Annotated in this window: 32 protein-coding genes and 1 tRNA gene; 9 read left to right on the forward strand and 24 right to left on the reverse strand. The window is 63.3% G+C overall.

Annotation, left to right across the window (positions count from 1 at the left end):
- Positions 1-192: 192 nt before the first annotated feature.
- The 3 genes from F7R11_RS00900 to F7R11_RS00910 all read right to left on the reverse strand — a co-directional run bounded on the left by F7R11_RS00900 (position 193) and on the right by F7R11_RS00910 (position 2,498).
- Positions 193-1,140, reverse strand: coding sequence for a S1C family serine protease (locus tag F7R11_RS00900; protein ID WP_064805604.1), 948 nt, complete (start codon positions 1,138-1,140; stop codon positions 193-195).
- A complete protein-coding gene (locus F7R11_RS00905; RefSeq protein WP_064805606.1) occupies positions 1,137-1,718 on the reverse strand; it encodes a hypothetical protein in 582 nt (193 codons plus the stop codon). The genes F7R11_RS00900 and F7R11_RS00905 overlap by 4 nt, the downstream gene beginning before the upstream one ends.
- Positions 1,719-1,889: 171 nt before the next feature.
- Positions 1,890-2,498, reverse strand: coding sequence for a TetR/AcrR family transcriptional regulator (locus tag F7R11_RS00910; protein ID WP_064805608.1), 609 nt, complete (start codon positions 2,496-2,498; stop codon positions 1,890-1,892).
- A gap of 122 nt (positions 2,499-2,620) precedes the next feature.
- Here F7R11_RS00910 and F7R11_RS00915 point away from each other — a divergent pair, with 122 nt between their 5' ends.
- Positions 2,621-4,075, forward strand: a complete 1,455-nt coding sequence (locus tag F7R11_RS00915; protein WP_021197243.1) for an MFS transporter — start codon at positions 2,621-2,623, stop codon at positions 4,073-4,075.
- Between the two features lie 13 nt (positions 4,076-4,088).
- Here the strand turns inward: F7R11_RS00915 and F7R11_RS00920 are convergent, their stop codons facing one another.
- Positions 4,089-4,688 (reverse strand): undecaprenyl-diphosphatase, encoded by a 600-nt coding sequence (locus tag F7R11_RS00920; protein ID WP_064805610.1) that lies wholly within the window; start codon positions 4,686-4,688, stop codon positions 4,089-4,091.
- Positions 4,689-4,982: 294 nt separating this feature from the next.
- Here F7R11_RS00920 and F7R11_RS00925 point away from each other — a divergent pair, with 294 nt between their 5' ends.
- From F7R11_RS00925 to F7R11_RS00940, 4 genes are all read left to right on the forward strand, one after another.
- Positions 4,983-6,362, forward strand: coding sequence for a sensor domain-containing diguanylate cyclase (locus F7R11_RS00925; protein WP_064805612.1), 1,380 nt, complete (start codon positions 4,983-4,985; stop codon positions 6,360-6,362).
- A gap of 598 nt (positions 6,363-6,960) precedes the next feature.
- Positions 6,961-7,632 carry a HEAT repeat domain-containing protein gene (locus F7R11_RS00930; protein WP_064805614.1) on the forward strand — a complete coding sequence of 224 codons (672 nt, stop codon included), beginning with the start codon at positions 6,961-6,963 and terminating at the stop codon, positions 7,630-7,632.
- Positions 7,633-7,714: 82 nt separating this feature from the next.
- A complete protein-coding gene (locus F7R11_RS00935; RefSeq protein ID WP_064805616.1) occupies positions 7,715-8,716 on the forward strand; it encodes a MerR family transcriptional regulator in 1,002 nt (333 codons plus the stop codon).
- A gap of 186 nt (positions 8,717-8,902) precedes the next feature.
- Positions 8,903-9,667: an SDR family oxidoreductase gene (locus F7R11_RS00940; protein ID WP_064805619.1), complete on the forward strand. Its 765-nt coding sequence runs from the start codon at positions 8,903-8,905 to the stop codon at positions 9,665-9,667.
- A 509-nt stretch (positions 9,668-10,176) separates the two neighbouring features.
- Here F7R11_RS00940 and F7R11_RS00950 read toward each other — a convergent pair.
- Entirely contained in the window at positions 10,177-10,431 is a 255-nt protein-coding gene (locus F7R11_RS00950) for a hypothetical protein (protein ID WP_064805621.1), read from the reverse strand.
- 81 nt (positions 10,432-10,512) lie between these two features.
- On the reverse strand, positions 10,513-10,743 hold the full coding sequence (locus F7R11_RS00955; protein WP_080981257.1) for an isochorismatase: 231 nt from the start codon (positions 10,741-10,743) through the stop codon (positions 10,513-10,515).
- Between the two features lie 651 nt (positions 10,744-11,394).
- Here F7R11_RS00955 and F7R11_RS00960 point away from each other — a divergent pair.
- The 4 genes from F7R11_RS00960 to F7R11_RS00980 all read left to right on the forward strand — a co-directional run bounded on the left by F7R11_RS00960 (position 11,395) and on the right by F7R11_RS00980 (position 13,533).
- Entirely contained in the window at positions 11,395-11,598 is a 204-nt protein-coding gene (locus F7R11_RS00960) for a cold-shock protein (protein WP_021197235.1), read from the forward strand.
- A 415-nt stretch (positions 11,599-12,013) separates the two neighbouring features.
- The gene (locus F7R11_RS00965) at positions 12,014-12,340 is read left to right on the forward strand and encodes a hypothetical protein (RefSeq protein ID WP_021197234.1); all 327 of its coding nucleotides are present in this window, start codon (positions 12,014-12,016) and stop codon (positions 12,338-12,340) included.
- A 92-nt stretch (positions 12,341-12,432) separates the two neighbouring features.
- Positions 12,433-12,717, forward strand: a complete 285-nt coding sequence (locus tag F7R11_RS00970) for a hypothetical protein (protein ID WP_021197233.1) — start codon at positions 12,433-12,435, stop codon at positions 12,715-12,717.
- A gap of 531 nt (positions 12,718-13,248) precedes the next feature.
- Complete coding sequence (locus F7R11_RS00980; RefSeq protein WP_064806483.1) at positions 13,249-13,533, forward strand: hypothetical protein; 285 nt, start codon at positions 13,249-13,251, stop codon at positions 13,531-13,533.
- Positions 13,534-13,950: 417 nt separating this feature from the next.
- Here F7R11_RS00980 and F7R11_RS00985 read toward each other — a convergent pair whose 3' ends face one another.
- From F7R11_RS00985 to F7R11_RS01070, 18 genes are all read right to left on the reverse strand, one after another.
- On the reverse strand, positions 13,951-14,439 hold the full coding sequence (locus F7R11_RS00985) for a hypothetical protein (RefSeq protein WP_064805623.1): 489 nt from the start codon (positions 14,437-14,439) through the stop codon (positions 13,951-13,953).
- Between the two features lie 13 nt (positions 14,440-14,452).
- Positions 14,453-14,713 carry a hypothetical protein gene (locus F7R11_RS00990; RefSeq protein ID WP_151180496.1) on the reverse strand — a complete coding sequence of 87 codons (261 nt, stop codon included), beginning with the start codon at positions 14,711-14,713 and terminating at the stop codon, positions 14,453-14,455.
- A 90-nt stretch (positions 14,714-14,803) separates the two neighbouring features.
- Positions 14,804-15,016, reverse strand: a complete 213-nt coding sequence (locus tag F7R11_RS00995) for a hypothetical protein (RefSeq protein ID WP_064805624.1) — start codon at positions 15,014-15,016, stop codon at positions 14,804-14,806.
- A gap of 104 nt (positions 15,017-15,120) precedes the next feature.
- Positions 15,121-15,360 carry a hypothetical protein gene (locus tag F7R11_RS01000; RefSeq protein ID WP_064805626.1) on the reverse strand — a complete coding sequence of 80 codons (240 nt, stop codon included), beginning with the start codon at positions 15,358-15,360 and terminating at the stop codon, positions 15,121-15,123.
- 317 nt (positions 15,361-15,677) lie between these two features.
- A tRNA-Ala gene (locus F7R11_RS01005) sits at positions 15,678-15,753 on the reverse strand.
- Between the two features lie 47 nt (positions 15,754-15,800).
- The gene (gene soxB / locus F7R11_RS01010; RefSeq protein ID WP_064805628.1) at positions 15,801-17,516 is read right to left on the reverse strand and encodes a thiosulfohydrolase SoxB; all 1,716 of its coding nucleotides are present in this window, start codon (positions 17,514-17,516) and stop codon (positions 15,801-15,803) included.
- A complete protein-coding gene (locus F7R11_RS01015; protein ID WP_064805630.1) occupies positions 17,513-18,010 on the reverse strand; it encodes a TlpA family protein disulfide reductase in 498 nt (165 codons plus the stop codon). The genes soxB and F7R11_RS01015 overlap by 4 nt, the downstream gene beginning before the upstream one ends.
- Before the next feature lie 8 nt (positions 18,011-18,018).
- Positions 18,019-18,663, reverse strand: coding sequence for a sulfur oxidation c-type cytochrome SoxX (gene soxX / locus F7R11_RS01020; RefSeq protein ID WP_064805632.1), 645 nt, complete (start codon positions 18,661-18,663; stop codon positions 18,019-18,021).
- A gap of 8 nt (positions 18,664-18,671) precedes the next feature.
- Positions 18,672-19,541, reverse strand: a complete 870-nt coding sequence (gene soxA, locus F7R11_RS01025; RefSeq protein WP_064805634.1) for a sulfur oxidation c-type cytochrome SoxA — start codon at positions 19,539-19,541, stop codon at positions 18,672-18,674.
- A gap of 7 nt (positions 19,542-19,548) precedes the next feature.
- Positions 19,549-20,004 carry a DsrE family protein gene (locus F7R11_RS01030; RefSeq protein ID WP_021197225.1) on the reverse strand — a complete coding sequence of 152 codons (456 nt, stop codon included), beginning with the start codon at positions 20,002-20,004 and terminating at the stop codon, positions 19,549-19,551.
- Between the two features lie 19 nt (positions 20,005-20,023).
- Positions 20,024-20,335, reverse strand: a complete 312-nt coding sequence (gene soxZ, locus F7R11_RS01035; RefSeq protein WP_021197224.1) for a thiosulfate oxidation carrier complex protein SoxZ — start codon at positions 20,333-20,335, stop codon at positions 20,024-20,026.
- Positions 20,336-20,357: 22 nt separating this feature from the next.
- A complete protein-coding gene (soxY, locus tag F7R11_RS01040; protein ID WP_064805636.1) occupies positions 20,358-20,828 on the reverse strand; it encodes a thiosulfate oxidation carrier protein SoxY in 471 nt (156 codons plus the stop codon).
- A 14-nt stretch (positions 20,829-20,842) separates the two neighbouring features.
- Positions 20,843-21,190: a c-type cytochrome gene (locus tag F7R11_RS01045; RefSeq protein WP_064805638.1), complete on the reverse strand. Its 348-nt coding sequence runs from the start codon at positions 21,188-21,190 to the stop codon at positions 20,843-20,845.
- Positions 21,191-21,358: 168 nt separating this feature from the next.
- The gene (locus tag F7R11_RS01050) at positions 21,359-22,246 is read right to left on the reverse strand and encodes an EamA family transporter (RefSeq protein WP_064805641.1); all 888 of its coding nucleotides are present in this window, start codon (positions 22,244-22,246) and stop codon (positions 21,359-21,361) included.
- Positions 22,247-22,513: 267 nt separating this feature from the next.
- Positions 22,514-23,806: an NAD(P)/FAD-dependent oxidoreductase gene (locus tag F7R11_RS01055; protein WP_064805644.1), complete on the reverse strand. Its 1,293-nt coding sequence runs from the start codon at positions 23,804-23,806 to the stop codon at positions 22,514-22,516.
- On the reverse strand, positions 23,803-24,150 hold the full coding sequence (locus F7R11_RS01060; protein ID WP_048935741.1) for a c-type cytochrome: 348 nt from the start codon (positions 24,148-24,150) through the stop codon (positions 23,803-23,805). Before F7R11_RS01060 ends, F7R11_RS01055 begins: the two co-directional genes overlap by 4 nt.
- Positions 24,151-24,271: 121 nt before the next feature.
- Positions 24,272-25,069, reverse strand: a complete 798-nt coding sequence (locus tag F7R11_RS01065) for a BON domain-containing protein (protein WP_064805646.1) — start codon at positions 25,067-25,069, stop codon at positions 24,272-24,274.
- A 40-nt stretch (positions 25,070-25,109) separates the two neighbouring features.
- Positions 25,110-25,490 carry a YraN family protein gene (locus F7R11_RS01070; protein ID WP_064805649.1) on the reverse strand — a complete coding sequence of 127 codons (381 nt, stop codon included), beginning with the start codon at positions 25,488-25,490 and terminating at the stop codon, positions 25,110-25,112.
- Positions 25,491-25,497 lie beyond the last annotated feature (7 nt).

Consider the following 25,497-nt stretch of genomic DNA (forward strand, 5'->3'; position numbering starts at 1 on the left):
GGATGGTTGCGGGGGGGCTGACTTTACTGCGCCGCAGCACTCAACGTTGCAGCACAGATTCCGGCCCCCGTGAACCGGTCTCCGATTGACACCATCCGGAGCCTCCATGCTTACAGACGACACAAACGGTCATAAATTTAATGTCTTATTGTCTGTGATAACCGCCGTGGACACCAGAAACCGCGCCAAGTGTCACTTTCCCTCGACCACGGTGTCGTCCCGGGCGTAGATGGAGCAGTTCTGATAGCGCTCCTTGCACCACGACACCGCGCGGAACTCCGCGTTCTGGCCCCATTGGTAGATGAACTCGTCGCCATCGGCCGCCACGAACACCTTCGGCCAGGGCTTGCGCAAATATTCAGCAAAGCCGGCCTGCGCTTTCGGGCCAAGTTCGCCAGGCTTGCGTGGGGCGGCGTCAGCCGGCGTGGTGCCCGACGGGGTCGCCGCCGCAGCCGCCTTGGCTGCAGACTGCGCAGCCGCCCGCTCGGCCAGCGCCTTTTGCGCACGCGCTGGCACGTCGTTGATCCAGTCGGCCGGGGCCGCAAAGTTCAGGTTTTGCCCATACGCAGCGGACACCATGCGCGAGGTGATGCCCACCAGCCGCGCATTGCTGTCGAACAGCCCACCGCCGCTCGAACCCTGCGAGATGGCCGCAGACGTCTGGATGGCCCGGAGTTGTCCGTTTTCGTCGTGCCGCAGTGACGAGATCAGCCCTTCGCTGATGGTGAGATCAAACCCCAGCGGGTTGCCGATCGCATAGACCTTCTGCCCGGTCACCAGCATGCTGCTGGGAGCGATGGTGACGGCCGGGTAGTGGAAATCGGCGATGCGCAGCTGGCACAGGTCGCGCTCTACATCGGGATACAGCAGGCGCGCACCAAAGGTGGCGTTGCCGCGCTTGACGTTGACCTGCTTGCCGCCGCGCAGCACGTGGCAGTTGGTGATGGCCAGCCCATCGCCGATCACCACCGCGCTACCCAGTGCGGTCGGTCGGCCAGTGGCATCGGCCACGAGCACCTCCCAGATACTGGGCGCGACCTTGGCGAAGACATCGGCCGGCTCCAGCGCAGTGGCAGGCAGCGCGCTCAGCGCCGCAGCAGCGGCAAGGCACGCGCGAAGAATCAGGGCAGTACGGCTCATTGCGGGGTCAGCAGATCGGAAAGGTCGCTCAGCGTGGTGGAGCCGTCTTCGGAGCGGGTCTTGTCGCGCAAAAAGGCGACATCGGTATCGGTCAGGTCGGGGCAGCTTCCAGTACCCCAGGCTTGGTTGATCTGGTACATGCGGTAGCGCACGTTGAAAGCGTGCCACGATTTGCCATCGTCCGATTCCACCACGCCGGCACGGCAGACGTGGGCATTGGTCGGGTAGCTGGCCGTCATCTTGTACTGCTTGCCCGGCTGCGGCACGAACGTCGCCGACACACCGCAGCGATACTGCAGCATGCCCGAGGTACGGATGAACGTGGCCCCCAGCGCCGTCGGCACACCCGCCAGCACGCGGATCGGCCGGGTCACGTCATTGGGCTTGAGCGCGGTGCGCGGGTTGCCGCACGACTTGGCCTCGTCAAAGGTGAGGATGGTGGCGTTGGTACTGGACAGTGGCCGAATGAAATCCACTGTTGCGGTCTTGGCGCCGGCTGGCGGCTCGGTATACGGCATTGCGCAACCGACCAGCCACAGCGCACCCCCTGTTACCGCCACGATCGTTCGGATCGTCATGCGCCCCCCGGCACTCTTTCGTTGCATTGTTCGATGTGATTGGCGAATGCAGCCCCGCGGGCCTGCAATGCCATGCATCGCTCAAGTGTAACCAAAGGTGGCGACGCGGGAACGGCGCGCCGCATGGGCGTGGCATCCGCGCGTCGGACCGCGGCTGGGGGGTCGCCGTACCTACACGACAGCCGCGTCGATGCGCGCCCGCGTGCTATGCCGCGCGCGCTCGAACACCGCCATGTCCCCCATCAGGAAGGCGACATTGGCATTGGAGCGGAAGGATTCGATCTCGAAGACGAGCTGCTCGACGTCCAGGTCGGCGCGCAGTTCACCGGCAGCCTGACCAGCAACGATCACCTCGCGAAAGCGCGCGCGCACCGCCTCACGGTGGCCACGCACGTGATCCTGGATGGTGCCGGGGCGGGCGCGGTATTCGTAGCTGGCTGCGCAGACAAAACAACCCCCCGGCGACTGCCCACCCGCAACGTAGTCGAACCAGCCTTCGGTCAACGCGCGCAGGCGGGCCAGCGGGCTTTCCAACGCCAGCGCCGGCTCCACCACCACGTTCCGGTAGTGCACAACACCCGCATCCAGCGTGGCGAGCTGCAGCGTCTCCTTGTCGCCAAACAGCACCTGGATGTTGCCCTTGCCCACGCCTGCATCGGTGGCGACGCGGCCAATGGTCAGCCCCTCCAGCCCATCGGTGGAGGCGATGGCGGTGGCGTGCTCCAGCACCTGGGCGCGCGCACGCTCGCCGCGCGCGCGCCGGCCGTCGGTCTCGTTCATGGTGATGCCCTCTGTGTTCTCGAAGCCCTGTCTGTGAGTAAGGTCAACGCAATCAAACCTTGACGCAGGTAAATCGCTCTTTAGTATACGTACGACCGTATATTAATAACCGAGATCCCCTCATGTCAACGGAATCCCTCGCGGGCAGCCTGTCTGCCGCGCCCACCTCGCCGGCGCGACGCTGGCCCGCGCTGGCGGCGTTGCTGACCGGCAACTTTGTCACCATTCTCGACCTGTTCATCGTCAACGTGGCGATTCCGGACATCCGCACCGGCCTGCACGCCAGCTTTGCCGAGATCCAGCTCGTGATGGTGGGCTACAGCGCCGCCTATGCGGTGTTCCTGCTCAACGGTGCGCGCCTGGGCGACCTGTTCGGGCGCAAGCGCATGTTTCTGGTGGGCATGGCGCTGTTCACACTGGCGTCTGCCCTCTGCGGGCTGGCAACGAGTGCGTGGATGCTGATTGCCATGCGCGTGGCGCAGGGCCTGGGCGCCGCCATCCTGATGCCCCAGGTCATGGCCACCGCACGCGTGTTGTTTGATGGGGATGCGCGTCGGCGCGCGTTCGGGGTGATGGGCGCGGTACAGGGCGTGGCCGCGTCGGTGTCGCAGATCATCGGTGGCTGGCTGATTGCGCACCCCCTGGCGGCCGACATTGCAGGCTGGCGTGCGGTGTTTCTGGTCAACGTACCGATTGGCATGGTGGCGCTGCTGGCCGCGCGCAGCTTCGTGACGGAATCGCGTGCGCCGGTTGCAGCCCACCTGGATGGGTACGGTGCAACGGTAGGCGCAGTGGCGCTTGCCATGCTGCTGGTGCCCATCATGCAGGGGCGCGAATACGGCTGGCCATGGTGGGCGTGGGCGGTGCCGCTGGCCTCACTCCTGGTGTTTCGGCATTTCGTGCGGTACGAGCAGGCGCTGTCGGCGGCGGGCCGTGTTCCCATCATTGAGATCGCGTTGTTCCGCAATCGGAGCTTTGTGCTGGGCGTGCTGGCGATCTTTCTGTTCTACACGGCCATCAGTTCGTACTTTCTGGCGCTGACCATCCTGCTGCAGTTTGGGCGCGGCCTGTCACCGCTCGCGGCGGGGATGGTCTTCACACCGGCGGCGGTTGCCTTCTTCTGCGGATCCCTCACGGCACCACGCCTGGCCGAACGCATTGGGCACCGCGCACTGCTGCTGGGCACGGCGATCTTTGGCGTCGGCCTCATCCTGTTGAGCACGATGGCGCAGGCTGGCACCGTCATTCCTCTGCTGATCGTGCCGCTGATGCTCAATGGCTTTGGTCAGGGGATGGTGATCCCGCTGTCGCTCAACACCATCCTGAGCAGTGTCGAGACTGCCCAAGCGGGCATGGGTGCGGGCACCGTCACCACCATGCAGGCGGTGGGCAATGCCGTGGGTGTGACTGTGGTGGGGGTGCTGCTGTTCTCGTTGCTTGGCCAGGTGGATGGCGGCAGCACGGCAGCAGATGCCGCACATCATGGTCACGCCTTCGCGCTGGCGATGCTGTACAACGTGGGCGCTACGGCGCTGGCCTTCGTGCTGTTCTGGCGTGCGTGGCGCCGGCACGCCTGAGCGCCCTTCGCCCTTATTTGCGCACCCAGCCGCGCCGCACGGCCGGCGCGAGTACCACGCCATGCACCGCCAACCCGAGGCGGTGCAGCGGCTCCGACAGCGTGTGCGCCACGCGCCCGCTGCACAGCCAGGCGCTCAATGCCGACACGGTAGCAGCGCCCAGCATGTCAAACGGATAGTGCACCCCCAGGTAGATGCGCGCCCAGGCCATCGGCAAGCCCAGCAGCGCCAACCACGTGCCCACACGGCGCAGACGCGCATGCCACATCAGGCTGAATGCGACCGTCCACCACACCGTCAGGTGGTCGCTCGGGAACGATGAATCCGCCACATGCGGCAGCAGATTGGTCCCCAGGCCGATCTCGAACGGCCGCGGGTGATACCAGAGCAGGCTGAACCCCGCGCTGATGAGCAGCGCCAGGGCGGTGGCCAACGCGGTCTGCAGGGCATGGCGGCGCGAGTCCGGTTCGCCCCACAGCCAGCAGGCCACGAGCGTGAGCGGCGCCAGCCAGATCATGTATTCCGCAAAGAACACTGCCAGCCCAAATGTGGTGGGGGCTGGGTCGGCCGGGGCGTTGAGCCAGAGAAACAGGGTGTGATTGAGTGATTCCATACCGCATCGGCCCGCAGGCCAGGTTGATTCGACAGCACTGGTTTGTCCCGCGCACGGTACGGGGCGTTCCCTTCAATTCCCTTGGAGCGGGTCTGCCGACAAGGCTACGGCGCCAGACTTAGGCAAATGACAGGAATAGCCCGATCATTGCCCAGGCTTTTCGCCCCGTCGCCCCATGCCTATGATGGAGATACACAGACCGCGCACACCCATCGCCGATCGCCACCCCGGCACCGCTGGCGCACACAGCGGGCAACGGACCGAACGGACACTGATAACCAAACCGGGGGTTGGATGGAAAGTTTCCTGATCCAGCGGGCCACGCGCCGGCAATCCGCCGTGGCCGGCGTGATCGCCTTGCTGATCCTCCTGACGCTGGCCGTGGCCGCGCCGCGGGCCAACCTGCCGTGGCCCGCCATCAGCCCGTTCATGCCGATGTGCGCATTGACGGTCTTCACCACCGCCTGTATCGCCGCCTTCCTGCTGGGCGCCCAGTTCACCGTGACGCGCCAGCCGATGCTGGGTGCGCTGGGCGGCGCCTATGCCTTCACCGCGCTGGCCGTAGCCCTGCAACTGCTGATGTTTCCGGGCGTGTTCTCCCCCACCGGCCTGTTCGGCGCCCGCCCGACCAGCGCGGTGTGGATGTGGGTGTTCTGGCACGGCGGCTTTCCGATGTTCGTGATCCTGGCGGTGCTCACGCGTGACCGGCTCTCCCACGATGCGGTCTCCAAGCGGCACGTCGGCCTGTGGACGTGGTTATTGATCGGCGGGCCCGTGGTGGTGGGCGCGCTGCTGTGCGCTATCGCCCTGATGGCGGATCTGCCGCCGCCGTTGGTGTCATCCACCGGAGGGGCCATTGCCAGCAACCCCGTCGCGGTGGTCCTGTGGGCCATCAACGCGATTGCCCTGCTGGCGGTGCTCGCAAGCGGCCGCCTGCGCGCCGTGCTGGACGTGTGGCTGGCGATTGCCGCGCTGGCGTGCTTTACGGATACGAGCCTGAACTTGCTGAGCGCCGACCGCTTTACCGTGGGCTGGTACGTGGCGCGCCTGTTCAGCATGTTCGCCCCTGGGGTGCTGGTGTGCGTGCTGGTGTGGGAGGTGACGGCGCTGTACCGGCGGCTGTTCGAGGCGCACGTGTCGTTGCGGCAAGCCTCCATGCATGACGCGCTTACCGGCTTGTACAACCGCAGCTACTTCAACGAGCAGATCGGCGTGCGCGTGGGCGCTGCCAAGCGCAACGGGCAACCCTTGTCGCTCATCATGGTGGATGTGGACCACTTCAAGCGCTACAACGACGCCTTCGGCCACCTCAAAGGCGATGCCTGCCTGGCGGCCGTGGCCTCAGCGCTGTCCGGCGTCGTGCGCCGCCCCGGAGATTTCATCGCGCGCTACGGCGGCGAAGAGTTCGTCATCGTGTTGCCCGACACAGGCCCGAACGATGCACAGGCATTGGCCGAGCGCGCGCGTGACGCGGTGATGCGCCTGCGTATCGAGGCCGCGGCGCCTTCACGCTATGTCACGGTCAGCGCCGGCTGCGCCACCGCCACACCCAGCAGCCAGGCATTCTCCATCGACATGCTGGTCGAGACGGCCGATGCCGCGCTGTACCAGGCCAAGGCTGCAGGGCGCAACCTCGTCATCAGTGCGCAGGCCATGGCCGCTGCGGTGATGTGACACCAAAGCTGCAAGCCACCCGAGGCACAGAACACCGCCTGTTCTATTTCCTTGATCACGCATTGCAGGTCAAACGTCCTAGCGTCAGTTGCCTGCAATCAAGGCACACACGCACCCGCATGCTTTCTGTTTCTGTTTACTTCTTTCTTTATATAAAGATAGTAGTAGTAGATAACGGTGGATAAGTCCTGTGGATAGCTGCAAAAAACGCTTTGGCATCAATGCCTTGCGAAATGCACAACCGTTCGGACAGCGTGTGCCTTGGCGTGGATGAGTGCGGTAGATCGCATCGCACCCCATCCGCACGCGCAGAAGTTATGCCCGCACTGTGGACAACCTAACCCCGGAGAGCCAACACGCTTTTCCCTTAAGTTTTCCACAGCGGGAGGGGGGAGTTATCCACATCGCAGTCCGACGGAAGGCCCCGCGTCGAACATGCACGACCCACAGCCTGTCGCTGACGTCATCCGCGCGGGCAATGCCTCAGCGAGCGCATCAACGGCGACACGTTCCATGGTGTGCCACGCTCTCCTTGCCCAAAAAAGAGGTTGACCTTGTCACGGTGACAAGGCGCCCACTGTCGGGCGAGGAGGCGTTCATGACCCATCACACATTGACCAAAGCGCTGGAGCACCCGGACGCCTCGCTGCGCCTGACGGCGGCGCTGGGTGCCGGCATGGCGCCCCATCCGGGCAAGATTGCGCCGCTGGTGCAGCGCTGCCGCATCGAGCCGGATTTCTTTGTCCGCGACATGCTCACCTGGGCACTCACCCGGCACGCGCAGGACCTGACGGTGCCGTTGCTGCTGGACGAACTGCACTCGCCGTTGGCGCAAGCGCGTAGCCAGGCGCTGCATACGCTCTCAAAGATTGGCGACCCTGCAACGTGGCCGGCGATCACCAGCGGGCACCTGCATGACCCCGATCCGGAAGTCGCGCGTACGGCGTGGCGTACCGCGGCGGGGCTGGTGCCGACCGAGCAACGTGCCGCGCTGGCACACGAGCTGATTCACGAGCTGGGCCGCGGCGACAAGCACCTCCAGCGGAGTCTGAGCCGGGCGCTGCTCATGCTCGGGGACGATGCCGTGGCCCAGCTCGAAGCAGCAGCGGCCCGCCATACGGACCCAGCGGCTCGCATTCACGCCTGCGCAAGCCTCAGGCTGATCGCCGACCCTGAGGGGGCGTTTGTGCTGGATCCAACTGATGCGGAGCGCGCAGGTGCAACGTTGCCAGAAGCCGATGCATCAGCAAGTTGCCAACAATCGCTTTGATAGAATTTTTTCGACCCGATCAAAGCCCCCCCTGAGGCCGAGAAACGAGGCCACATACCCCAGACGACACCGGAGACCAGTGATGCGCATCAGCGAGTTGGCCAATCGCTCCGGCGTCAGCGCGCGCATGCTGCGGCACTACGACAGGATCGGGCTGATCAGCCCATCCGCACGGACTGAAGCGGGATACCGCGAGTACTCGCAAGCCGATGCCTGGCGCCTGTTCCAAGTGGAAAGCCTGCGCTCGCTGGGTCTTGGGCTTGCCGAGGTGCGCGAGGCGCTCAGCCAACAAGCCCCCCGCCCCGATGCGCTCATTGACACGCTGATGGCGCGCAGTCGCGAGCGGCTGGCCGCAGAACAAGCGCTGCTCTCCCGGCTGGCTGCCGTGTCCGCCGCCGCCCCCGAAGATTGGTCAGCCGTGCTCGAAGTCGTGCAGTTGCTGAAAGGACTGGACTCGACGCATGCGCCAGAGCGACAGCGTGCTGCGTTTGACGCCGCCTCCAGCGATGCCCCGCTGGCAGAACTCATCGCCCAGGCCCTGCTCCAGGAGCAAGAGCCGAATGTTGCGGGTGCACTGTCCTGGGCGTTGGAAAGAGCCGAAGGCAGCCGCGCCAGCGTACTCAGTGCGGCGCTTCAACAGGCGGACCCGGCGGTGCGCGAACGGGCCGTGCTCGCACTGGCGAAACTCGGTGGTGCCGATGCAGTGGAAGCGTTGCGCGTCGCGCTGCTCGACCCTGCGGAGCACGTGCGGTACCGCGCTGCGCGGGTGCTTGGCGAATGGGGCGTACGCGAGACTATTCCGTTGCTGATTGAGCAGGTTGTCGTCGGGGTGCACGATGTTGAGGCGGCCGATGCGTTGGCCCATCTGGCGGAAGACCCTGCGATCGCGAAGCACGTTGTGGAGCGATTTGAAGCGGCGATTTCGGATGGGTCGGCCGATGTTCAGGCGCGTGTACGCATTTGTCAGGCGCTTGCGGAAATCAACGACGCGGCGTCAGCGCTGCTTGCGCGGCTGGCGGCTGATGCGGACCCGGCGGTGGTGCGCACTGCGGGTTATGTGATTGGCATGCGTAGCTGCGTTTAGCTGTAGGGTTGCGGCCCCAAAGCACCCCGCTTCCTCCAACGTCATTGGCCGCAGTCGAGCCAAGCACGGCTTGATCTTTTCGGGACCGCCATCAACGCATCGCTTGGATTTGCGCAGCAAGAACCGGAGTGCTGCGCAGCATCCAGACGCCTACCCTGCTGCTCCGATCATCAAGATGGAGTGAACATGGCTCTTCTCGCTAACAAGACTGCAATCGTGACGGGCGCCAGCTCGGGTATCGGTCGTGAGGTGGCAAAGAAGTTTGCGAAGGAAGGCGCAAGCGTCGTTCTGGTTGCGCGCCGCGCGGCGTTGCTCGACACGCTGGTTGACGAGATTGCCGACGTCGGTGGCAAGGCGGTGGCACTGGCGGGCGACGTGCGGGACGAGCGTTGCGCGAAGCACGCTGTTGAGTTGGCCGTCGGCCGTTTCGGCGGGCTTGACGTGGCGTTCAACAATGCCGCGACAATGGGGGCGCTCGGCAGCGTCACCGACATCACGCTGGACGGCTGGCGCGACACGCTCGAGACCAACCTGACGAGTGCGTTCCTCGGCGCGAAATATCAGATTCCAGCGCTGCTCGCGCGCCCGCACGGCTCGCTGATCTTCACGTCATCGTTCGTCGGCTATACGGTCGGCTTTCCAGGGATGGCCGCGTATTCCGCGAGCAAGGCTGCGCTCGTGGGCCTGACGCGCACGCTCGCCGCCGAGTACGGTCCGTCTGGCTTGCGCGTCAACGTGCTGATGCCGGGCGGCACCGACACCGAGATGGGGCGGGAGGCAGCCAGCAAGCCGGAGCAGAAAGCGTTTGTCGAAAGCATCCACGCGCTCAAACGGATGGCCCATCCAGAAGAGATCGCCAAGTCGGCGCTCTATCTTGCGTCCGATCTGTCGAGCTTCGTGACGGGTACAACGTTGCTCGTCGAGGGCGGTGTCTCAATCACTCGCACTTGATGTGACACGATTCTCTGAGGGGGCTGACCCCGAGGGCAACGTAAAACCTGGGTAATCCTGGCAATAAGAAACCCGCGAGGCTTTGCAGCTCGCCGGTTTTTGGGCATGGCTTGAGACAGGGACGATCTCTTTGCCTCACCCTGAACCCCTATCTTTGCGCCTTGGCATGGTGGCACGAGGGCCTATGAGCACGAGATCAGCCGGCTCCTCGCTGACGAGGTACTGGCGCTACTGATCAAGCGACCATCCTGGGTTGGGCACGTTTTTCCCTTCGCGATAGGTCCAACTCGCGCCGCACGTGCCGCACGTGAACGTGCTCACCGTGACAGCCGCCGCCTTGGATACTTTGATGCGTTGTGTGTCGGTGATTCTTAGGGAAGCATGGCCTGATGCACCAAGTCGATGGACTTCAATGGCAAGGCAAGCGTGGCAGAGTGTCATGCCAATTCCTCTCTCGAATAACGTGGACCCGATGTAGCGCACGGGCATTCGTCCGTTTCGTCTCTGGGTTAGACGCCAAAGACGGGAGCGCCATATTTCAACAGCAATTGCTCGATCTGGCTCATGTCATCGGTGCGCGGTGTTCTGTCTTCTGTCACGCGTGACGGACCGCCATACACGGCAGCCACATGCCTGCGCACCGTCAGTACATCATTGGCCGGTGGCGCGACGATGACGGCATCGCCAGGCTCGTGCCGGTAGCTGCCATCTCTCCAGCCGTCGGGCGTGAGATGCAATTCTTCCCATTCATCGCTAACAGACATGGTGATTCTCTTCTCGTTGACTGTGGGTGGGGGCATGCCGTTGCAGCAAGCGGAAAAGCCGCCCGAGGCGGCTTGCATGGTTCAGTTCTTGTCGCGAGGCGCCAGACGTGCGATGGCTGCTCTTCCTGCAAGCCGGGCCGCATGTCTTGCGAGTGCCTCCGTACCATGTACGTTGTGGCGCATCGAGACGTTGGCGAGGATGCGTTCCACACCATCGCTGTACTCACTGATGAGATAGGTGGCAAACCAGATGCCGGGTTCTTGTTCAATTGGGTACACGGACACCGTGTAGGGGGAAAGGACTTGGTTCAATACACTGCTAGGTTTCGGGCGAAGGCAGATGGCAGGCATGGAGCGCCTGAGCAAGCCGCTTCCTGCAGATGAGCTACGCCACGATGGGTGGGGCCAATGCCTTTGGATCATGCACACAAATGCATGGCGCAAGCGATTGGCAACGAGTGACCGTACTTGCGTAGGCTGGCGCGCCTAGTACATGCGTGCCGCATACGGAGCGGATAAACCGCCGGTCAGGTAGGTGATGGGCTGCGTGGCCCAAGATGATCCGGGTGTACGCCCGAGGGTGGCCGGCGCTATGTTGTGTCGTATGGCCGGTATCCGAGCCCGATCGATTCGAAAAGCGGGCAGAGGTTGTGCATGGTAACAGCTTCCCGCAACCGCTGCCTCCATGCGAGCCTTCCTTGATTTACAACGGCTGCGGTGCATGAGCAACGTGGTGCGGCGGCAGAGCGCGGTCGCAACCACATTCATGCGCTATTTCGAGATTGATGGCTTTTTTGTTGACAATGACTTGCGATGCTGGTAGAACTTGCGCCGCAGGCTTTTCAAGCAGTTACTCCGATGTTTTGGGTTGTCACGCCAAGCGACACCTTTTTCTCTTTGTTCCTTCCTTGATCGTCATGCCTGGTAAGCATGGGCTTATCCAGAACGTTTAAGGAATCCAACATGGAAACCGGTATCGTAAAGTGGTTCAACGACTCCAAGGGCTTCGGCTTCATCACCCCTGACGCAGGCGGCAACGATCTGTTTGCTCATTTCTCTGAGGTTCAGGGTAATGGGTTCAAGTCGCTTCAAGAAGGGCAGAAAGTGAGCTTTGTGTCCGGTGCTGGCCAAAAAGGCCCGGCTGCGACCAAGATTCAAGTGATCTGAGCGATCTCGCCCGCCAAGAAAAAACCCCGCCACGCGGGGTTTTTTTTCGCCCTCCGCACATCGCCGTGTTCACGTCCGACATACGGCACACGCTGAGCGTCAGGTTGAAGCAGACTGCACCTTCGCCTGTTGCTTTGACTTGCGCCACGACTGCGCGCGAACGACACGTCGTGAGGTACTCCAAAAGATGATGACGCCGCAGTGCACATATGGGAGTACAGTGGAACACCGACCCACGGTGCGCCGGATCACGCATCCGTTGGTACGAAAGCATTTTTACCCGCACTTGTGATCACCGCGCTCGGTCGCGCCTCTCTCGCTGATCGTGCCCTGCCCCCTGTCATCCTCGCCAGTTCCGCACACGGAAGTTGCCTGCTAGTGCTCCTACTCGCGATGTAAGTCGTGGAAATCCGTGATGCTCGATCTTGTCGCATTTACCAAGCCGGTGCTGGATGAAATTACCGGGCAGGATGTGCGGACCTGGAACACCGATCCCAGTGTGCTCACGGCAAACTGGCAGGTACCTGAGTTCGACAGCCGCATCTGGCGTGTGAGAACGCTGACGATCGCATTCACGCACGATGTCATGCATCAGTTGATGCACGCAGATCGGCAAGACCTTTGTGAGCTGCAGCGCATGCTTGACCGTTTTCTGCGGGCGCACCTTGGCGTGCATGCTCAGGTAGACCCGGGAGATCGGGCGCTCGTGATCACCGTCGACCATCTGGGAATGGATGCATAGCCGCCCGGGCCAATCAACGGGATTGCCATTCAAAACCACTGCCGGCGCCCTGCCGGGGTGTCAGTCATGCCCACCATCGGCCGGAGTCATTCATGAATGCAAACCCGTCAGCCACGTACAAAGGTTTTGACCTGTATCCATTGGTGTACAGGACCGAGACGGTCCAGTCATGGCCGCGAAAGCGCCCCGATCGCACGTTCAACGCGTCTGTGATGATCTGCCGAGAGGGTCATCGACCTGGAACCGAGCATTCGCGCGTTTTTCGCGTGACGCTTGCCGTTTGGGAAAACGTTGGCACGGCGAGGCGGGGAGCGCTGAAGTTTGGCGAAGACGTCATCAATGGCCTGGTGGCGGGCGAGTCTGTAGCGTTGCTGTAAAGGGCGCAATGCATTTCCCCCGTTCATGGCCACGCCGATTCTGATATTGCGTTAGAGAGGAGTATTGAGTGCATGACCCATCCGGAAACAAGATGACGCATGCGTCTGACAAGACGAGCTTTCTCTGCACACTACCTGGAGGGGCAAAAGGCGTGACGTATTCCATCACGGTTGGCTTTTGCACCGATGGACACCCGAACTGTGTGCAATTCACCAGTTTCGTGGGTGAAGGAAGACGGTCCTTCAGGCTGTTGGCAAGCACGCCCGATGTGCCACCCACAGTTGCGCACAGCGTTGAAGCCTTTTGCCGGTTGGCCATCGGGCAAGTCGTCCGAGAAAGTCTCCACGCAAAAACTGCGCAAGGTGACCATACCCTCGACATGCACGCACAGCCTTGGGAAGGAGATCTCAGACCGGCGGGATCACGTAGCGCACAAAGGCCGCTTCGTCCGCACTCGCTTGTTCGAGGATAGTTCAGTCGAGCAAGCGGAAAGAGCGTACAGTGGGGCACCCCTTTCAACGGAGATTGCTGTGGACGCCCATCCGACTTGCAGCTACAAGGGGTTCGATGTTTATCCCCTGATCTACCTGTTTGATACGCCTCGTGAATGGCATGAGCGGCGCCCGGATCGGGCTTACAGCGCCTCCGTGTTGATCTGCCAGGAAGGTGAGCCACCGGATACCGAGCGTTCCCGAATCTTCCCGCTGCTGACGACCCAATGGGAGAGCATCGGGACGGCAAAACGTGCGGCTGCGAAGATGGCCGAAGGCATCATCGATGGATTTGTGCCTGGCCAATTCATGCGTTCCGCATAGGTGCATCAAGCAGGCTCAAAAGGTCAGTCCCTTCACTACAACATCAAGAATCCTGCCCATACGCTAGGGTCGCGTGATCACCCGTCTTAACGGGCCTACGTTTTTGCAATTTGCATGTTGGACGCTAGCCGATAGGCAGCTGAAGGGCTCGGGTTACAAAACAACAAAGCCGACACATGGTCGGCTTTGTTGTTGAAGCATAGGGCTGCACTTTGTCAGAGAAGCATACCTTTGCATCTGCTGCAAAAATAGCAGTGGCTAAACCTAGCGCATTCGCCAAACAAGCGCGACATAGCCTGGAAGTTCACCCTTTGCAGAGGCAAACGCTCAAGGTTCAGAGTGAATGGCGGCCGGAAGTTCAGCTGACCCGCTGGAGCTCGCTCCCCATTCGAACTGTGGCCATCGAGTTCACGCGACCTACCGCGAGCTACAGCGATGTTGTTCAACTATTGCAGGGTCCACTGCCTCACGTCCCGGCGAGATCTGCATCATCAACAACTTTGCGTCTCCACCCGGCGTGTACCACATGCTCATCTGCGTTAGTTCGGCACCACTTGACGATTTCAACCAGCGAACCATTCGCACCTGATCTGGGAAGCACGTGACCGCCCCTTCGGTATCCTCGACGATCGTCCCAAAAGCATCCATGGTCGCCGTCATGGCTTCCACCATTTGCCTTCGGGAAACCGCGTCGCGCATTGCCTGGGCTGCATCAGCATAGATCAGGTCGAACTGCTTCGAGTTGAAACGTTTAACCAGCAAAGCCTCCGCACGAAGTGCCGCTATCCTATCTTCAGAAAAATACCCAATGTGAATGCGGAATCCAAGGCCAAGCAACACTGTTCCCACTACGACAATGAGCGCTATCGTGATTTTCCATTTATTGTTCTTGAGATCCAGTCTCACAGGCTTTTCCCGGCTACTTGTTTGTCACTTGATGGGCTATGTAAAAACCAATCGCCGCACAACTTGACGCGATTGCCGCGATGATCAGTGAAGTCCCGGACAGAAAATAACCAGCCTTGTTCCATGCGGTTAGCCATAAGACACCTGAAACTGCTGTCCAACGCAAAGAAAATGATTTTGCATGTAACCTAAGCCAGTCGCGCTTCGCTAGCCGACCACGATCCTTCGTGCCATCTTCGGAATCAGCATCGGTTTGAGGTGCTTCAGTTGTCATTGAATTTCCGCTTTCATCGCGTTGACGAATTAAATATAGTAGTTAGGGTGAAACGGTCGGATAGGGCCGTCGGTTGACGATACTTCGATCTCAGCAATAGTTGAATAATATATCGCCAATGGTCTGCGCATCGGCCTCTGAAATTTGCCCTTCCGAGACGGAAAGTGTTAGGTCAACAAGGATTGCTTTCACTGGAACATCATGCCGATTCACGAGCGACGTAAGCTCGTCGTTCACAGTTGAACTTGTGACATATACATCAATAAGCTGGAACAGATTGCTTTGCAATTCTTCGACCGTCATTCTCGACCGCCACCTAAGGTGGCGGTGCTCTCACGAAGATAACAAATATGCGCGGCCTGAGTCACGATGTCGAGTGACAGCTACTGGCCGATAGCAGCCATTGATCAGATGATCCTTGGCACTCCCGGGAGGCGATCACTGGGAGCCTCGCTAAGCGCGATCCTGCCCAGCAGGTTGAGGAACTTGTCGGCCATCGCTGCGCTGCGCTCGTCCACCACCAAGACATGTGGGGTGTTTTCAAGAACTGCCTGGCGGGCATCTAGTACGCAACGCACGACATGTTTGGAGACGACATACCCCGCCTCACCGGCGCGCTTCATCGAGTGGTTTTTATGCTGGTGCATAACCTTCCCGGAGCGGTCTGCGGCTAGTCTCGACGGGCTATCTAAGGCCGCAGAAAAAGTATGCGGATTCATGCACTTAGTTTATGCATCTACGGCGCGTTGCTGCTCGGCGCGACGCAGTAGTTCGCGGGGTCAGCGATCCAAGCGTGAACAGCAGTGAAGTCGTAGAGGGGCATTGGGGGCAAGTGGTTCGTCGGGGTAGTGACTTGCCCCCGGGTGTCAACGGCAAAACTTAGGCAACGCTGGCAACAAAAAACCCGCAAAGCCTTTCAGCTAGCGGGTTTCTTGGCAACGCTTGGCAAACCTTGCCAGTGAGTTGGTGGACCGAAGGAGGATCGAACTCCCGACCTCCGCATTGCGAACGCGGCGCTCTCCCAGCTGAGCTATCGGCCCGTGAAAAATAAGTCTACCCGAAGTCCCGGCGCGCCTTCAATCGCGGGTCAACCCGGCCCTGCTTCCATGCCAGGGTTGTCCGCCATGCCGACAATGCGCGGTGTATTCAGCGGCCGGGCGGTCACTTCGCGCTGGTCGCGCAGCCAGTCGGCCAGCACGTCCCACACCGGGCGGCCACCGGCCTTGCGGGCTTCTGGCGACACGGCGGCCCAGCCGGCCACTTTGTAGCGGCGGTCGGCGTCGAGCGGTTTATCACCCACGCGCATGTCGGTGATGCGCTGGCCCATCGGCTTCATCGGGTCGATGGTGTAGCGCAGGCCGCCGGTGCGCACCATGTCGCCGCCCTGCTGGTAGTACGGGTCGGGGTTGAAGAGGTTGTCGGCCACGTCTTCGAGCACGGTCTTGATGGTGGTGCCCGTCATCTCGGTGAGCGTGGTGGCGGGGTACGTGATGGCGGTCTGGGCCATCAGCGCCTCCATCGTCAGCGCTTCGCCGGGCAGCAGCGTGGTGCCCCAGCGGAAGCCGGGCGAGAAGGCGATTTCCGCGCCCTGCGCGTGCATCAGGCCATCGACGATGAGCTGGTCGAACGTGCCGTTGAAGTTGCCGCGCCGGTACAACAGGCCACGGTTGACGGCCAGCGTTTCGCCGAGCTTGTCTTGGTAAGGCGCACGCACGCGCTCGATGAGCGCGGTCATGGCCGGATCGGGCGGCAGCAGATCGGCGAACACGGGCAGCAGCGTGTAGCGGATGTCGCGCACGGTACCGCCGCGCACGTCCAAGTCGAGCACGCCGACGAACTTGCCGTTGGCGCCCGCGTTGGTGACGAGCGTCACGCCGCCCGGGTTGCTGACCTTGACCGGCGCCGGCACCGCATCGTGCGTGTGGCCGCCGAGGATGGCATCCAGCCCGCGCACGCGCGAGGCGAGCTTCAGGTCCACATCCATGCCGTTGTGCGAGAGCAGGACGACCACCTTGGCGCCCTTGCCGCGCGCCTCGTCGATCATCTTCTGCAGCCGCTCTTCCTGAATGCCGAAGGTCCAGTCGGGCGTGAAATCGGCGGGGTGCGCGATCGGCGTGTAGGGGAACGCCTGGCCGACGATGGCGACCGGTACGCCGTTCAGCTCGCGCAGCACGTACGGGTCGAACACCGGGTCGCCAAAATCCGCCGTCTGGATGTTTTGCGCGACGAAGGCGACTTTGTTCTTGAAATCGTGGTCGACCACGTGGCGTACGCGGTCGGCGCCGTAGGTCATCTCCCAGTGCGGGGTCATGACGTCGACGCCGAGTGCGAGTGCCGCTTCGACCATGTCCTGTCCGTTGGTCCACAGCGCGGTTGCCGAGCCCTGCCACGTGTCACCGCCGTCGAGCAGCAGCGCGTTCGGGCGCGTGGCACGCAGGCGCTTGATGAGCGTGGCCAGATGCGCGAAGCCGCCCATGCGGCCGTAGCGGCGCGCGGCTTCGTTGAAATTAAGCCAAGTAAAGGCATGCGCGGCACGTGTACCGGGCGCGATGCCGTAACGCTTGAGCAGCGCGTGCCCAACCAGATGCGGCGGTTGCCCGGCCCATTGCGCTACGCCCAGGTTCATGTTGGGCTCGCGGTATTCGATGGGCAGCAACTGCGCGTGGCAGTCGGTGAAGTGCAGCAGGTGAACGTTGCCGAAGCGTGGTACGTCGTAGCTCAACGTATCGGCATGGGCATCGGTCAGGCGCAGGCCGGCGGCTGTGGCAATCGCCAGGGCTTGAACGAATTCGCGGCGGTTCATTGCTTGTTGTTGTGCGCGTAGCGAGCGAGATCCGCCACGTCGTCTTCGAGCATTTCGCCGACTTCCTTTCGCACCACGCGACCGTTGGTGTCGAGCACGAGCAGTTCCGGCAAACCCTTGCGCGGGCCGGTGGCGGCGCACAGCGCGTCGGTTTCCATCGTCACCGGAAAGGTGAAGCCGCGCTTGGCGACGTAGTCTTTCGCGAGCTGCGGGTTGGCGTCGATGCTGATGGTGAGGATGCGCAGGTCGGTACCGCGCGTTGCTTCATACAGCTTCTGCAAGCGAGGATTCTGCAGCGCGCAGAACGGGCACCACGAGGCCCACGTGGCGATGATGACGGGATGCCCGCGCCATGCATTGCCCGGCACACGGGTGCCGTCGAGCAATTGCACGTCGGGCATCGTCACCACATCGCCTACCTCGACGGCCTGCGCAGTGCCAGCAGCAAGCACCATCGCTGCCGCCCACATCACGAACCGTCGAATGGCGTGCATGGCCGTCTCTACTGGTTGACCGGGGATGCCGGGTCAAACAACAGCGCCATCACATCGCGGATCTGCTGCTCGGTGAGGATGCCCTTGTGCCCGAAGCGCGGCATGTTGGAGCACGCGGCATACGCGTTGGAGTTGTAGATCTTGCCCCACGTGTAGCGCAGGATCGCCTCCGAATCGCCACGCAGCTTGCCGTACTGGTACAGCGACGGGCCGATGGTGCCGTACGACACCTCGTCTTTCGACAGGCGATGGCACGCATAGCAATTGGCACCGTTGGCCCCGCCAGCGGGGTCGGAGAACTGCATGCCACGGCCGCTCTGCGCGGTCTTCTCGCCTTCCTTCCAGTCGCCCAGCCACTTGTTGTCAGCCGGGTAGTGGATGGTCTTCGTCTGCGCGTCTTCCAGCTTCTTGGCGACGGCGGCGGGCACAGTGTTGCGATCGGCGTACTGGCTACAGATTTTCTGCACGTCGTCGCGCTCGGTCACGCCTTCCACGGTGGCCGGGCCCTTGGAGACAAAGCTCTCGTGGATGATCTTGGCGAGCGCGGCGTCAGCCTTCGCGTCGGGCTTGGGTGGCGTGATGGCATCCGCCGCGTGCGCGGTGCCGGCAGCGAGTGCCAGCGCGGTCAGAACGATGGGGGTCAGTCGAAACATGCGTGGCCTCATCGTTTGATCGACGGCGCGTCCATCTTGCCGCCGTTGGCGTTGCGGGCGAGGAACAGCTCCAGCGCGGTGATCACCTCGCTACCGTAGAGCGGTTCCGGAAAGCGCTGCTGGCGCAGGCAGTCGTACAGGCGGTGCTGCATCGTGCGCACCTCGCCTTGCGAGACGCGGTAGCCGGGCCATGTCGAATACGCAAAGCGCGCGCCATCGGCCGTCAGCAGATCGGGCAGCTCCTGCAGGCGAATGCGCTGGCCCGGCTGGGCGTGGCACGTGGCGCAGGCAAAGTCATACGCACCGCCACGGTAGAAGAACATGCGGCGGCCGAGTTCGTACGTGCGCTTTTCTTCGGGATGCGCCAACGGAATATCAATGGCCGCGCCGCGCGATTCCGAGGTGATGTACGCCATCAGCCGTTCAATGTCCGACGGCTTGCCCGGCGACGAGAACGGGTTGGCCGAGGCCTGTTCCTTCGTCAGCCCCTGCAGCGTCATGCGGCAATACATGAGGCGCTGTTCGGCGTCCATCACGCGGCCGGTGTCCTTGAAGAAGCGCGGCAGCTTGGCGTACGCGCCCTTCACGACGCCGGGGCCCAGGCCCAGGTCGCACGCTTCGAGCGAGGCCTGCTTCGGGCCGGCGGGCTTCTTCCAGAGTTCTTCGCCAGCGGCTTCCCAGAGTTCGGCCGGGTTGCCGTCGGCCAGCATTTCGCGGTACTGCGCGATGCCGGCGGCGACGCTGTCCTTCTGGTCTTTCTGATCCTTGGCGTCCTGCGCGTTTGCCACCAGGGCAATGCCGGCCGCCAGCGTCGCGGCCAGCGCGACGATTCGTTTGGTGCGTTTCACGGTCCCCTCCGTGGGTCGCCTACAGTCCATGGAGCGCCTACGGCTTGAGATAGGCGAAGCCTTCTTCTTGCTGCAAGCGGGTGATCTCCACCACACCGGCGGGCACCACCTTGGCTTCGAGCAGCAGCTTGTCTTCCGGCACCTTGAAGGCCATCAGCGAGTTGTGGCACACGCGAAACTCCACGCCCATGCTGGCCAGTGCGGCCACAGGCGCGTCGAACGGGCGGCCCTGTGCGTCCTTGGCCCCTTCGACCAGGAATTCGATGCCGTGCCCCAGCGCCACCACCACGATCTTCGTGCCGGGTGCGCCGTTGAGGTGGTTACGAAGGTTGCCGATCGCGCGCACGGCCTGGTCGATGCCTTCGCTCAGTTGGTACACCACCTTGTAGCGGGCACCAGCGCCGCCGGCACGGGGTGCGGTCTGCGCGGCGGCCTTGCCTGCCACGCCCAACGCTGCCAGCGCAGCGGTCACACGGAAGAAACTGCGTCGCATGGCAGCCTCCTGAAAAGCGTTATTGGATTGCAGTCTCGTCGGTGCGCTTGTCGCCGTGGTTGTCGACCCACGTGACCGTCACCTTGTCGCCCTTGGCGCCGCCCTTGAACTTGAAATTGAGGAACGGATCCTTCGATACGGCCGGGCCGAACTGCCCGTCCAGCACCGTCTTGCCGTTGTGCTGCACCGTCACGTTGGTGATGTGCCAAGCCGGCACGATCTTGCCGGACGCGTCCTTGCGCTGGCCGGTTTCCATGTCGTGCTTCATCAGGATCTTCACGTCGGTCGTGCCGCCGTTTTCCATTGCGCGAATGCGCATCGGGTCTGCCATGGTGTGCTCCTTGTCCTGATTCTTAACCGCCGCAGCCACCAAGGGTGACCTTCACTTCCTTGCTCGCCAGCACCCACTTGCCGTTGGCACGCACGGCGGCGTAGACCATCGAGGTCTCGCCCATCTTCACGCGCGTGCTCACAAACGGGTCGGTGCCGGCCGGAATGGCAAATGTGGCGGCCAGCGTGTTCGGGTTCTTTTCCACCAGGATGGCGATCAGGTCCGTACCCGGCAGCGTGCTGGTCACCACCAGCGGCACCACGGCGCCGTTTTCGGCGATGTCCGGGGCGGTGAGCTGGATACCAGCGCCGCCCTTGTCGACAGCGCCGCCGCCCAGTTGCTTGAGCACGTCGTTCACGCCCTTGATGGCGAAGGCAGCCTTGTTCCACTCGGCGGCCTGTGCCGGGGTGGCGAGGCCGGCGGACACCAGCAGCGCCATCATGGCACCTGCGCGCAGCACGTCTCGGCGGGAGAGGTTCACGGAATCGGTCATTGCCCTGTCCTCGCTCACTTGGCCGGGGCGCCCGCGAGCACCCAGTCGATCACGGTCTTCAGATCCGCATCGGCGATCTTCGGGTTGGCCGGCATCGGAATCTGGCCCCAGTTGCCCATGCCGCCTTCGCGCACCTTCTTGATGAGCTTGGCTTCGGCCCCTGCATCGCCCTTGTACTTGGCGGCGACATCCTTGTAGGCCGGGCCGACGAGCTTGCGATCCACGGCGTGGCAGCCCATGCAGGCGTTCTGGTTGGCGATGGTCAGGGCACGGGCTGCGTCGACGGCGGCCAGCGCAGGCGTGGCGGACAACGCCAGGCCGGCCAGCACCGCAGCCGCGGCGAGCGTGGGGGCGAACTTCATGTGGTCTCCAGAGGATGGGCCTGCCCGCATGCGTGTGCGGGCCAATGGTCGCAATGATCGAAATCGGACCCGTTATTGTGCCCGAAGTGGGCCAAATCCCGCGTCGCCCCAAAAGCAAAGCGCCCGGAACCTTACGGCCCGGGCGCCTGTTCGGCAGGGCGTCGACGCTCAGGCCATCGCCCGCCGTGCTGCCAGCCGGCCACCGAAGACGTTGAGCAGCAGGCCGGCCATCACCACCGCGCCGCCCAGCCACTGTGCTGGCACCAGCCGCTCGCCCAGCAGCACGGCGGCCGAGATCAGCCCGACCACCGGCACCAGCAGCGTGAGCGGCGCGACCTGGCTGGCCGCGTATCGGCCCAGCAGGCGGCTCCACAGGCTGTAGCCGAAGATGGTGGCGCCAAAGGCCAGGTAGACGATCGCGCCAATGCTCGACCAGCCGATGTTCGTCAGGCTGTGGACAATCTGCTCCGGCCCCTCCATCCAGTACGACAGCAGCAGGAACGGAATCGGCGGAATCACCGCGCCCCAGATCACCAGGCTCACCACGTTCACTTTGCCGATCCGCTTGGTGACGATATTGCCGCTGGCCCACGAGAACGCTGCACACAGCGTCAGCAGGAAGCCGGCCGTGGTCATGCCGGTCGTCACGGCACCGCCGGCCATGCCGATGATCGCCAGCCCGCACGCGGCAACGGCCATGCCGGCCAGGTGGAACCAGCGGATCGGCTCGCGCAGCACCAGCGCGGCGATCGTCAGCGTAAAGAACGCCTGCGATTGCAGCACCAGCGAGGCCAGCCCCGCCGGCATGCCCACATACATCGCCGAGAACAAAAAGGCGAACTGCCCAAAGCTGATGGTGGCGCCGTAAGCGAGCAGCCACTTGAGCGGAATCTTCGGGCGCGGCACGAACAGCACGGCCGGGAAGGCGACCAGCGCAAAGCGCAGCGCACCCAGCAGCATGGGCGGCACGCCGTGCAGGCCCACCTTGATGACGACGAAGTTGACGCCCCACACCAGCACAACGGTCAGGGCCAGCAGCAGATCCTTGGGAGACATGATGATCGGAATGCTCAGACGGTCAGCGGCCGCCCGCGCGGCCCTATGACGCACTGTAGGCGCGGGCCGCCTATGCGACTTGCACAATCTTGCGCATTGTTTGTGCCTAGTCCACTGAATCATTGAAATTGGTCGGTGCCTGCCATGCCATGCGGGCGCATCGCGTCGTTGCAAATGCTCGCAATAGCTCGCTATTGCTGCGCTTTGCGCCTAGCGCTGCTTCCCGCATGACATGTCCTTCACCTCCCATTTCAATGATTCAGCGGACTAGCCGAGCATGTCCGACCAGATTGCCCGGCTCCAGCCCTGCGCCAGCTTGCCTTCCGCCACGGAGGGGCCATCCGAGAGCCCGCCCGCGCCTTGCACCGTCACCATGGTGCGCTCGGCCGAGTCATAGCGGTGGACGGTCGCCACGTGCATCGCCTCGTCGGGGGTGATGAAGCTGTAGCAGGTGTTGGCATACAGCGGCGACGTGTCGGGCGCGTGGCCGGCCAACATGGCCACCACGGCAGCGGCCGCCACCTTGCCATGCTGGTTGGCCATGTGGCCCGATTTAGGCATCAGCGGCGCGGTCTGGATGGCATCGCCAATCACATGTACGCCCGGCGCTGCCTTTGATTCGAACGACAGGAAATCGACCTCGCACCAGCGCCCATTGGCGGTCGCCAGCCCGGCCTGCACGGCAATCGCCCCGGCACGCTGCGGCGGGATGAGGTTGACCACATCGGCCTGCACATCGTCCTGTACATCGAACTTGAGCACGCGGCCGGTGGCGTCGATGTCGACCGCGTTGTATTGCGGGCGATATTCGATGTGCTGTGGATAACGCTCCGCCCACACGCGCTTGAACAGGGCGCCCTTGGAGGTCACGTCGTCGTTGGCATCAAGAATGAGTACACGCGAGTCCGGCTTGGCGCGCTGCAGCCAGTTGGCAATCAGGCAGGCGCGCTCGTACGGCGCGGGCGGGCAGCGGTACGGCGCCAGCGGAATGCTGATGGCCACCGTGCCGCCGTTGGGCATGGCTTCGAGCCGGTGACGCAGCGCCAGTGTCTGCATGCCGGCCTTCCACGCGTGCGGTGCCTGCGCAGCCGTGGCCGCGTTGGCCAGACCAGGAATCGCCCCCGGCACGAAATCGATGCCGGGCGAGAGGATCAGCCGGTCATAGTCCAGCGTGCCGCCGCCGGCCAGGCGCACCTGCTTCGCGCCGATGTCGATGGCCGCGGCGCGATCGCGCACCCAGCGCACACCGTGGCGCTCGACCAGCGCGTCGTACGGCACGGTGATCGAGGCCAGATCACGGTCACCCGACAGTACGAGATTCGACAGCGGACACGACACGAATGCGGCATTGGGCTCGACCAGCGTCACGTCGACATGGTTGCCGGAGAACACACGCACGTACTTCGCTGCTGTCGCACCGCCGTAGCCGCCGCCAACCACGACGACGCGCGCATTGCGCGTGCCCGAGAGCGAAGCGCATGCGGCCAGCGGCCCGGCCAAGGCAGTCGCCCCAAGTGCGCGCAGTACGGTGCGCCGGTCCTTGCGCAGGGTCTGGTTCATGGGGCCTCCTGCGGTTGGCGCGACAGCCAGCCGGCAATCGCGGTGATCTGCGCATCGTCATAACCACGCGCAAGCTGGCCCATCACCGTGGAGGGGCGCGTGCCGTTGCGGAACGCCTGCAGCGTGTCGATCAATTCAGCCTGCGAGCGGCCGGCCAGCGAGGGCAGCGTCTGCGCAGCCGACTTGGCACCGGGTGCCGTATCCGCGTGATGGCAGCTCGCGCAGGAGGCAGCCCAGGTACGGGCCTGCGCGTTGGTGGGCGGGCGATCGGCCGCTTGGACGGCGTGAGCCGAAGACAGCGCCGCAAGCAAAGCGGCGACAGCAAGTCGGTGAGCGACGGGCATGGGGGGCAGCGAAGTCACGGAAGCGTCATACGCTAACACGCCCGCCTTGCCATGTGCCGTGCGCGCGGACAACAAAAAACGCAGCGCGGTGGCTGCGTTTTTTGTGATGCGCCGATGGGCCTCAGGGCAGTTGCTTGCCCGGCGGCAGTGCCGGCGAGGTGGTGGGCGACACCGTCACGCCCGGCGAGGCCGAGGTGACCGGTGCCGGTGCCTGCGTTGCCGTCGGCGTGCCCTGCTGCACCGGGGCCGGCGTACCCGGCGCGGTCTGCGGGTTGGTCGACGATGCGTTCGTATCCAGGCGCTTGCGCTCCTCTTCGGTCACGTAGTCGAACACTTTCACGACCTTTTTGACGCCGCCCACGGTGCGCACGGCTTCGGTGGCTTTGTTGCCCTCGGCCTCGGTCACCACGCCCAGCAGGAAGACGGTCTGCGCTTCGGTGGTCACCTTGATGGAGTTCCAGGGCACACCTTCCGTGCCGGCCAGCACGCTCTTCACCTTGGTGGTGATGTACGTGTCGTTGGTGCGCGAGCCGAACGTGCTCGACTCCGGCGTCACCACGAGCTCGTTGACGACCTCACGCGCGTTCTCCAGCTTCTGCGCGTACTGGCCGATCTCCTGCTTGGTCGCTTCGGTACCGGCTTCACCGGTCAGCAGCACCTTGCGGTTGTAGACCGTCACGTTCACGTGGGCACGGCCGTCGTAGCGCGAGATCAGCGTATTCTCGGCTTCCAACTGCAGGCCGCGGTCGATGGTCTGGGTAGCGGTCGGGCGACGGTCGGTGGCCATTGCAACGCCGCCGGCCACGGCACCGGCAAACAGCGGGAAGCAGGCGGTCAACTGCGTGGCGGTGATACCCGCCAGGGCAGCCAGCACGATGATGCGCTTGGCACGGGCAGACGTAGGCGACGAGAGTTTCATGCTGTCCTTGAATGAAGTCCGGAAAGAGGAAGAGCAAAGTTCATGCTTCAGCGCCAAAGGCATCGCGCATCCATTCGATACGCGCGCCGTCGATGGTGATGACGTCAAAACGGCAGGCGGGCACATCATCGGCCTGCCGTGCGAGAAAATCTTCGGCCGCGGCAATCAGGCGACGCTGCTTGGCGGGCGTGACACTCGCGGCCGCACCACCGAAGCGTTGCGTGGAGCGCGCCACGCGGGCACGCACCTCGACGAACACCAGCGCGCCGGCCGCGTCGCGCATCACCAGATCAATCTCGCCGCCCTTGCAGCGATAATTGCGGATGACCACCGACAAACCGCGCGCTTGCAAGTAACGCAGCGCGCGGTCTTCACCGGCTTCGCCGGTGGCTGCGGTGATGGGCTTTGCGGTTTGAACCAAGTGACTG

It is taken from the genome of Ralstonia insidiosa (assembly GCF_008801405.1).
Taxonomy (GTDB): Bacteria; Pseudomonadota; Gammaproteobacteria; order Burkholderiales; family Burkholderiaceae; genus Ralstonia; species Ralstonia insidiosa.

Excerpts from the sequence above, each read along its gene's own strand:
- F7R11_RS00965 (WP_021197234.1), top strand. The coding sequence starts at position 12,014 with ATGCTCGATCTTGTCGCATTTACCAAGCCGGTGCTGGATGAAATTACC.
- F7R11_RS01015 (WP_064805630.1), bottom strand. The coding sequence starts at position 18,010 with ATGCACGCCATTCGACGGTTCGTGATGTGGGCGGCAGCGATGGTGCTT.
- F7R11_RS00950 (WP_064805621.1), bottom strand. The coding sequence starts at position 10,431 with ATGTCTGTTAGCGATGAATGGGAAGAATTGCATCTCACGCCCGACGGC.
- F7R11_RS00960 (WP_021197235.1), top strand. The coding sequence starts at position 11,395 with ATGGAAACCGGTATCGTAAAGTGGTTCAACGACTCCAAGGGCTTCGGC.
- F7R11_RS00940 (WP_064805619.1), top strand. The coding sequence starts at position 8,903 with ATGGCTCTTCTCGCTAACAAGACTGCAATCGTGACGGGCGCCAGCTCG.
- F7R11_RS00990 (WP_151180496.1), bottom strand. The coding sequence starts at position 14,713 with ATGACAACTGAAGCACCTCAAACCGATGCTGATTCCGAAGATGGCACG.
- soxZ (WP_021197224.1), bottom strand. The coding sequence starts at position 20,335 with ATGGCAGACCCGATGCGCATTCGCGCAATGGAAAACGGCGGCACGACC.
- F7R11_RS00925 (WP_064805612.1), top strand. The coding sequence starts at position 4,983 with ATGGAAAGTTTCCTGATCCAGCGGGCCACGCGCCGGCAATCCGCCGTG.
- soxA (WP_064805634.1), bottom strand. The coding sequence starts at position 19,541 with ATGGACTGTAGGCGACCCACGGAGGGGACCGTGAAACGCACCAAACGA.
- F7R11_RS00900 (WP_064805604.1), bottom strand. The coding sequence starts at position 1,140 with ATGAGCCGTACTGCCCTGATTCTTCGCGCGTGCCTTGCCGCTGCTGCG.
- soxB (WP_064805628.1), bottom strand. The coding sequence starts at position 17,516 with ATGAACCGCCGCGAATTCGTTCAAGCCCTGGCGATTGCCACAGCCGCC.
- F7R11_RS01065 (WP_064805646.1), bottom strand. The coding sequence starts at position 25,069 with ATGAAACTCTCGTCGCCTACGTCTGCCCGTGCCAAGCGCATCATCGTG.
- F7R11_RS01055 (WP_064805644.1), bottom strand. The coding sequence starts at position 23,806 with ATGAACCAGACCCTGCGCAAGGACCGGCGCACCGTACTGCGCGCACTT.
- F7R11_RS00930 (WP_064805614.1), top strand. The coding sequence starts at position 6,961 with ATGACCCATCACACATTGACCAAAGCGCTGGAGCACCCGGACGCCTCG.
- F7R11_RS00920 (WP_064805610.1), bottom strand. The coding sequence starts at position 4,688 with ATGGAATCACTCAATCACACCCTGTTTCTCTGGCTCAACGCCCCGGCC.
- F7R11_RS01050 (WP_064805641.1), bottom strand. The coding sequence starts at position 22,246 with ATGTCTCCCAAGGATCTGCTGCTGGCCCTGACCGTTGTGCTGGTGTGG.
- F7R11_RS01030 (WP_021197225.1), bottom strand. The coding sequence starts at position 20,004 with ATGCGACGCAGTTTCTTCCGTGTGACCGCTGCGCTGGCAGCGTTGGGC.
- F7R11_RS00915 (WP_021197243.1), top strand. The coding sequence starts at position 2,621 with ATGTCAACGGAATCCCTCGCGGGCAGCCTGTCTGCCGCGCCCACCTCG.
- F7R11_RS01000 (WP_064805626.1), bottom strand. The coding sequence starts at position 15,360 with ATGCACCAGCATAAAAACCACTCGATGAAGCGCGCCGGTGAGGCGGGG.
- F7R11_RS01045 (WP_064805638.1), bottom strand. The coding sequence starts at position 21,190 with ATGAAGTTCGCCCCCACGCTCGCCGCGGCTGCGGTGCTGGCCGGCCTG.
- F7R11_RS00905 (WP_064805606.1), bottom strand. The coding sequence starts at position 1,718 with ATGACGATCCGAACGATCGTGGCGGTAACAGGGGGTGCGCTGTGGCTG.
- F7R11_RS00910 (WP_064805608.1), bottom strand. The coding sequence starts at position 2,498 with ATGAACGAGACCGACGGCCGGCGCGCGCGCGGCGAGCGTGCGCGCGCC.
- F7R11_RS01060 (WP_048935741.1), bottom strand. The coding sequence starts at position 24,150 with ATGCCCGTCGCTCACCGACTTGCTGTCGCCGCTTTGCTTGCGGCGCTG.
- F7R11_RS00995 (WP_064805624.1), bottom strand. The coding sequence starts at position 15,016 with ATGACGGTCGAAGAATTGCAAAGCAATCTGTTCCAGCTTATTGATGTA.
- soxX (WP_064805632.1), bottom strand. The coding sequence starts at position 18,663 with ATGTTTCGACTGACCCCCATCGTTCTGACCGCGCTGGCACTCGCTGCC.
- soxY (WP_064805636.1), bottom strand. The coding sequence starts at position 20,828 with ATGACCGATTCCGTGAACCTCTCCCGCCGAGACGTGCTGCGCGCAGGT.
- F7R11_RS00970 (WP_021197233.1), top strand. The coding sequence starts at position 12,433 with ATGAATGCAAACCCGTCAGCCACGTACAAAGGTTTTGACCTGTATCCA.
- F7R11_RS00935 (WP_064805616.1), top strand. The coding sequence starts at position 7,715 with ATGCGCATCAGCGAGTTGGCCAATCGCTCCGGCGTCAGCGCGCGCATG.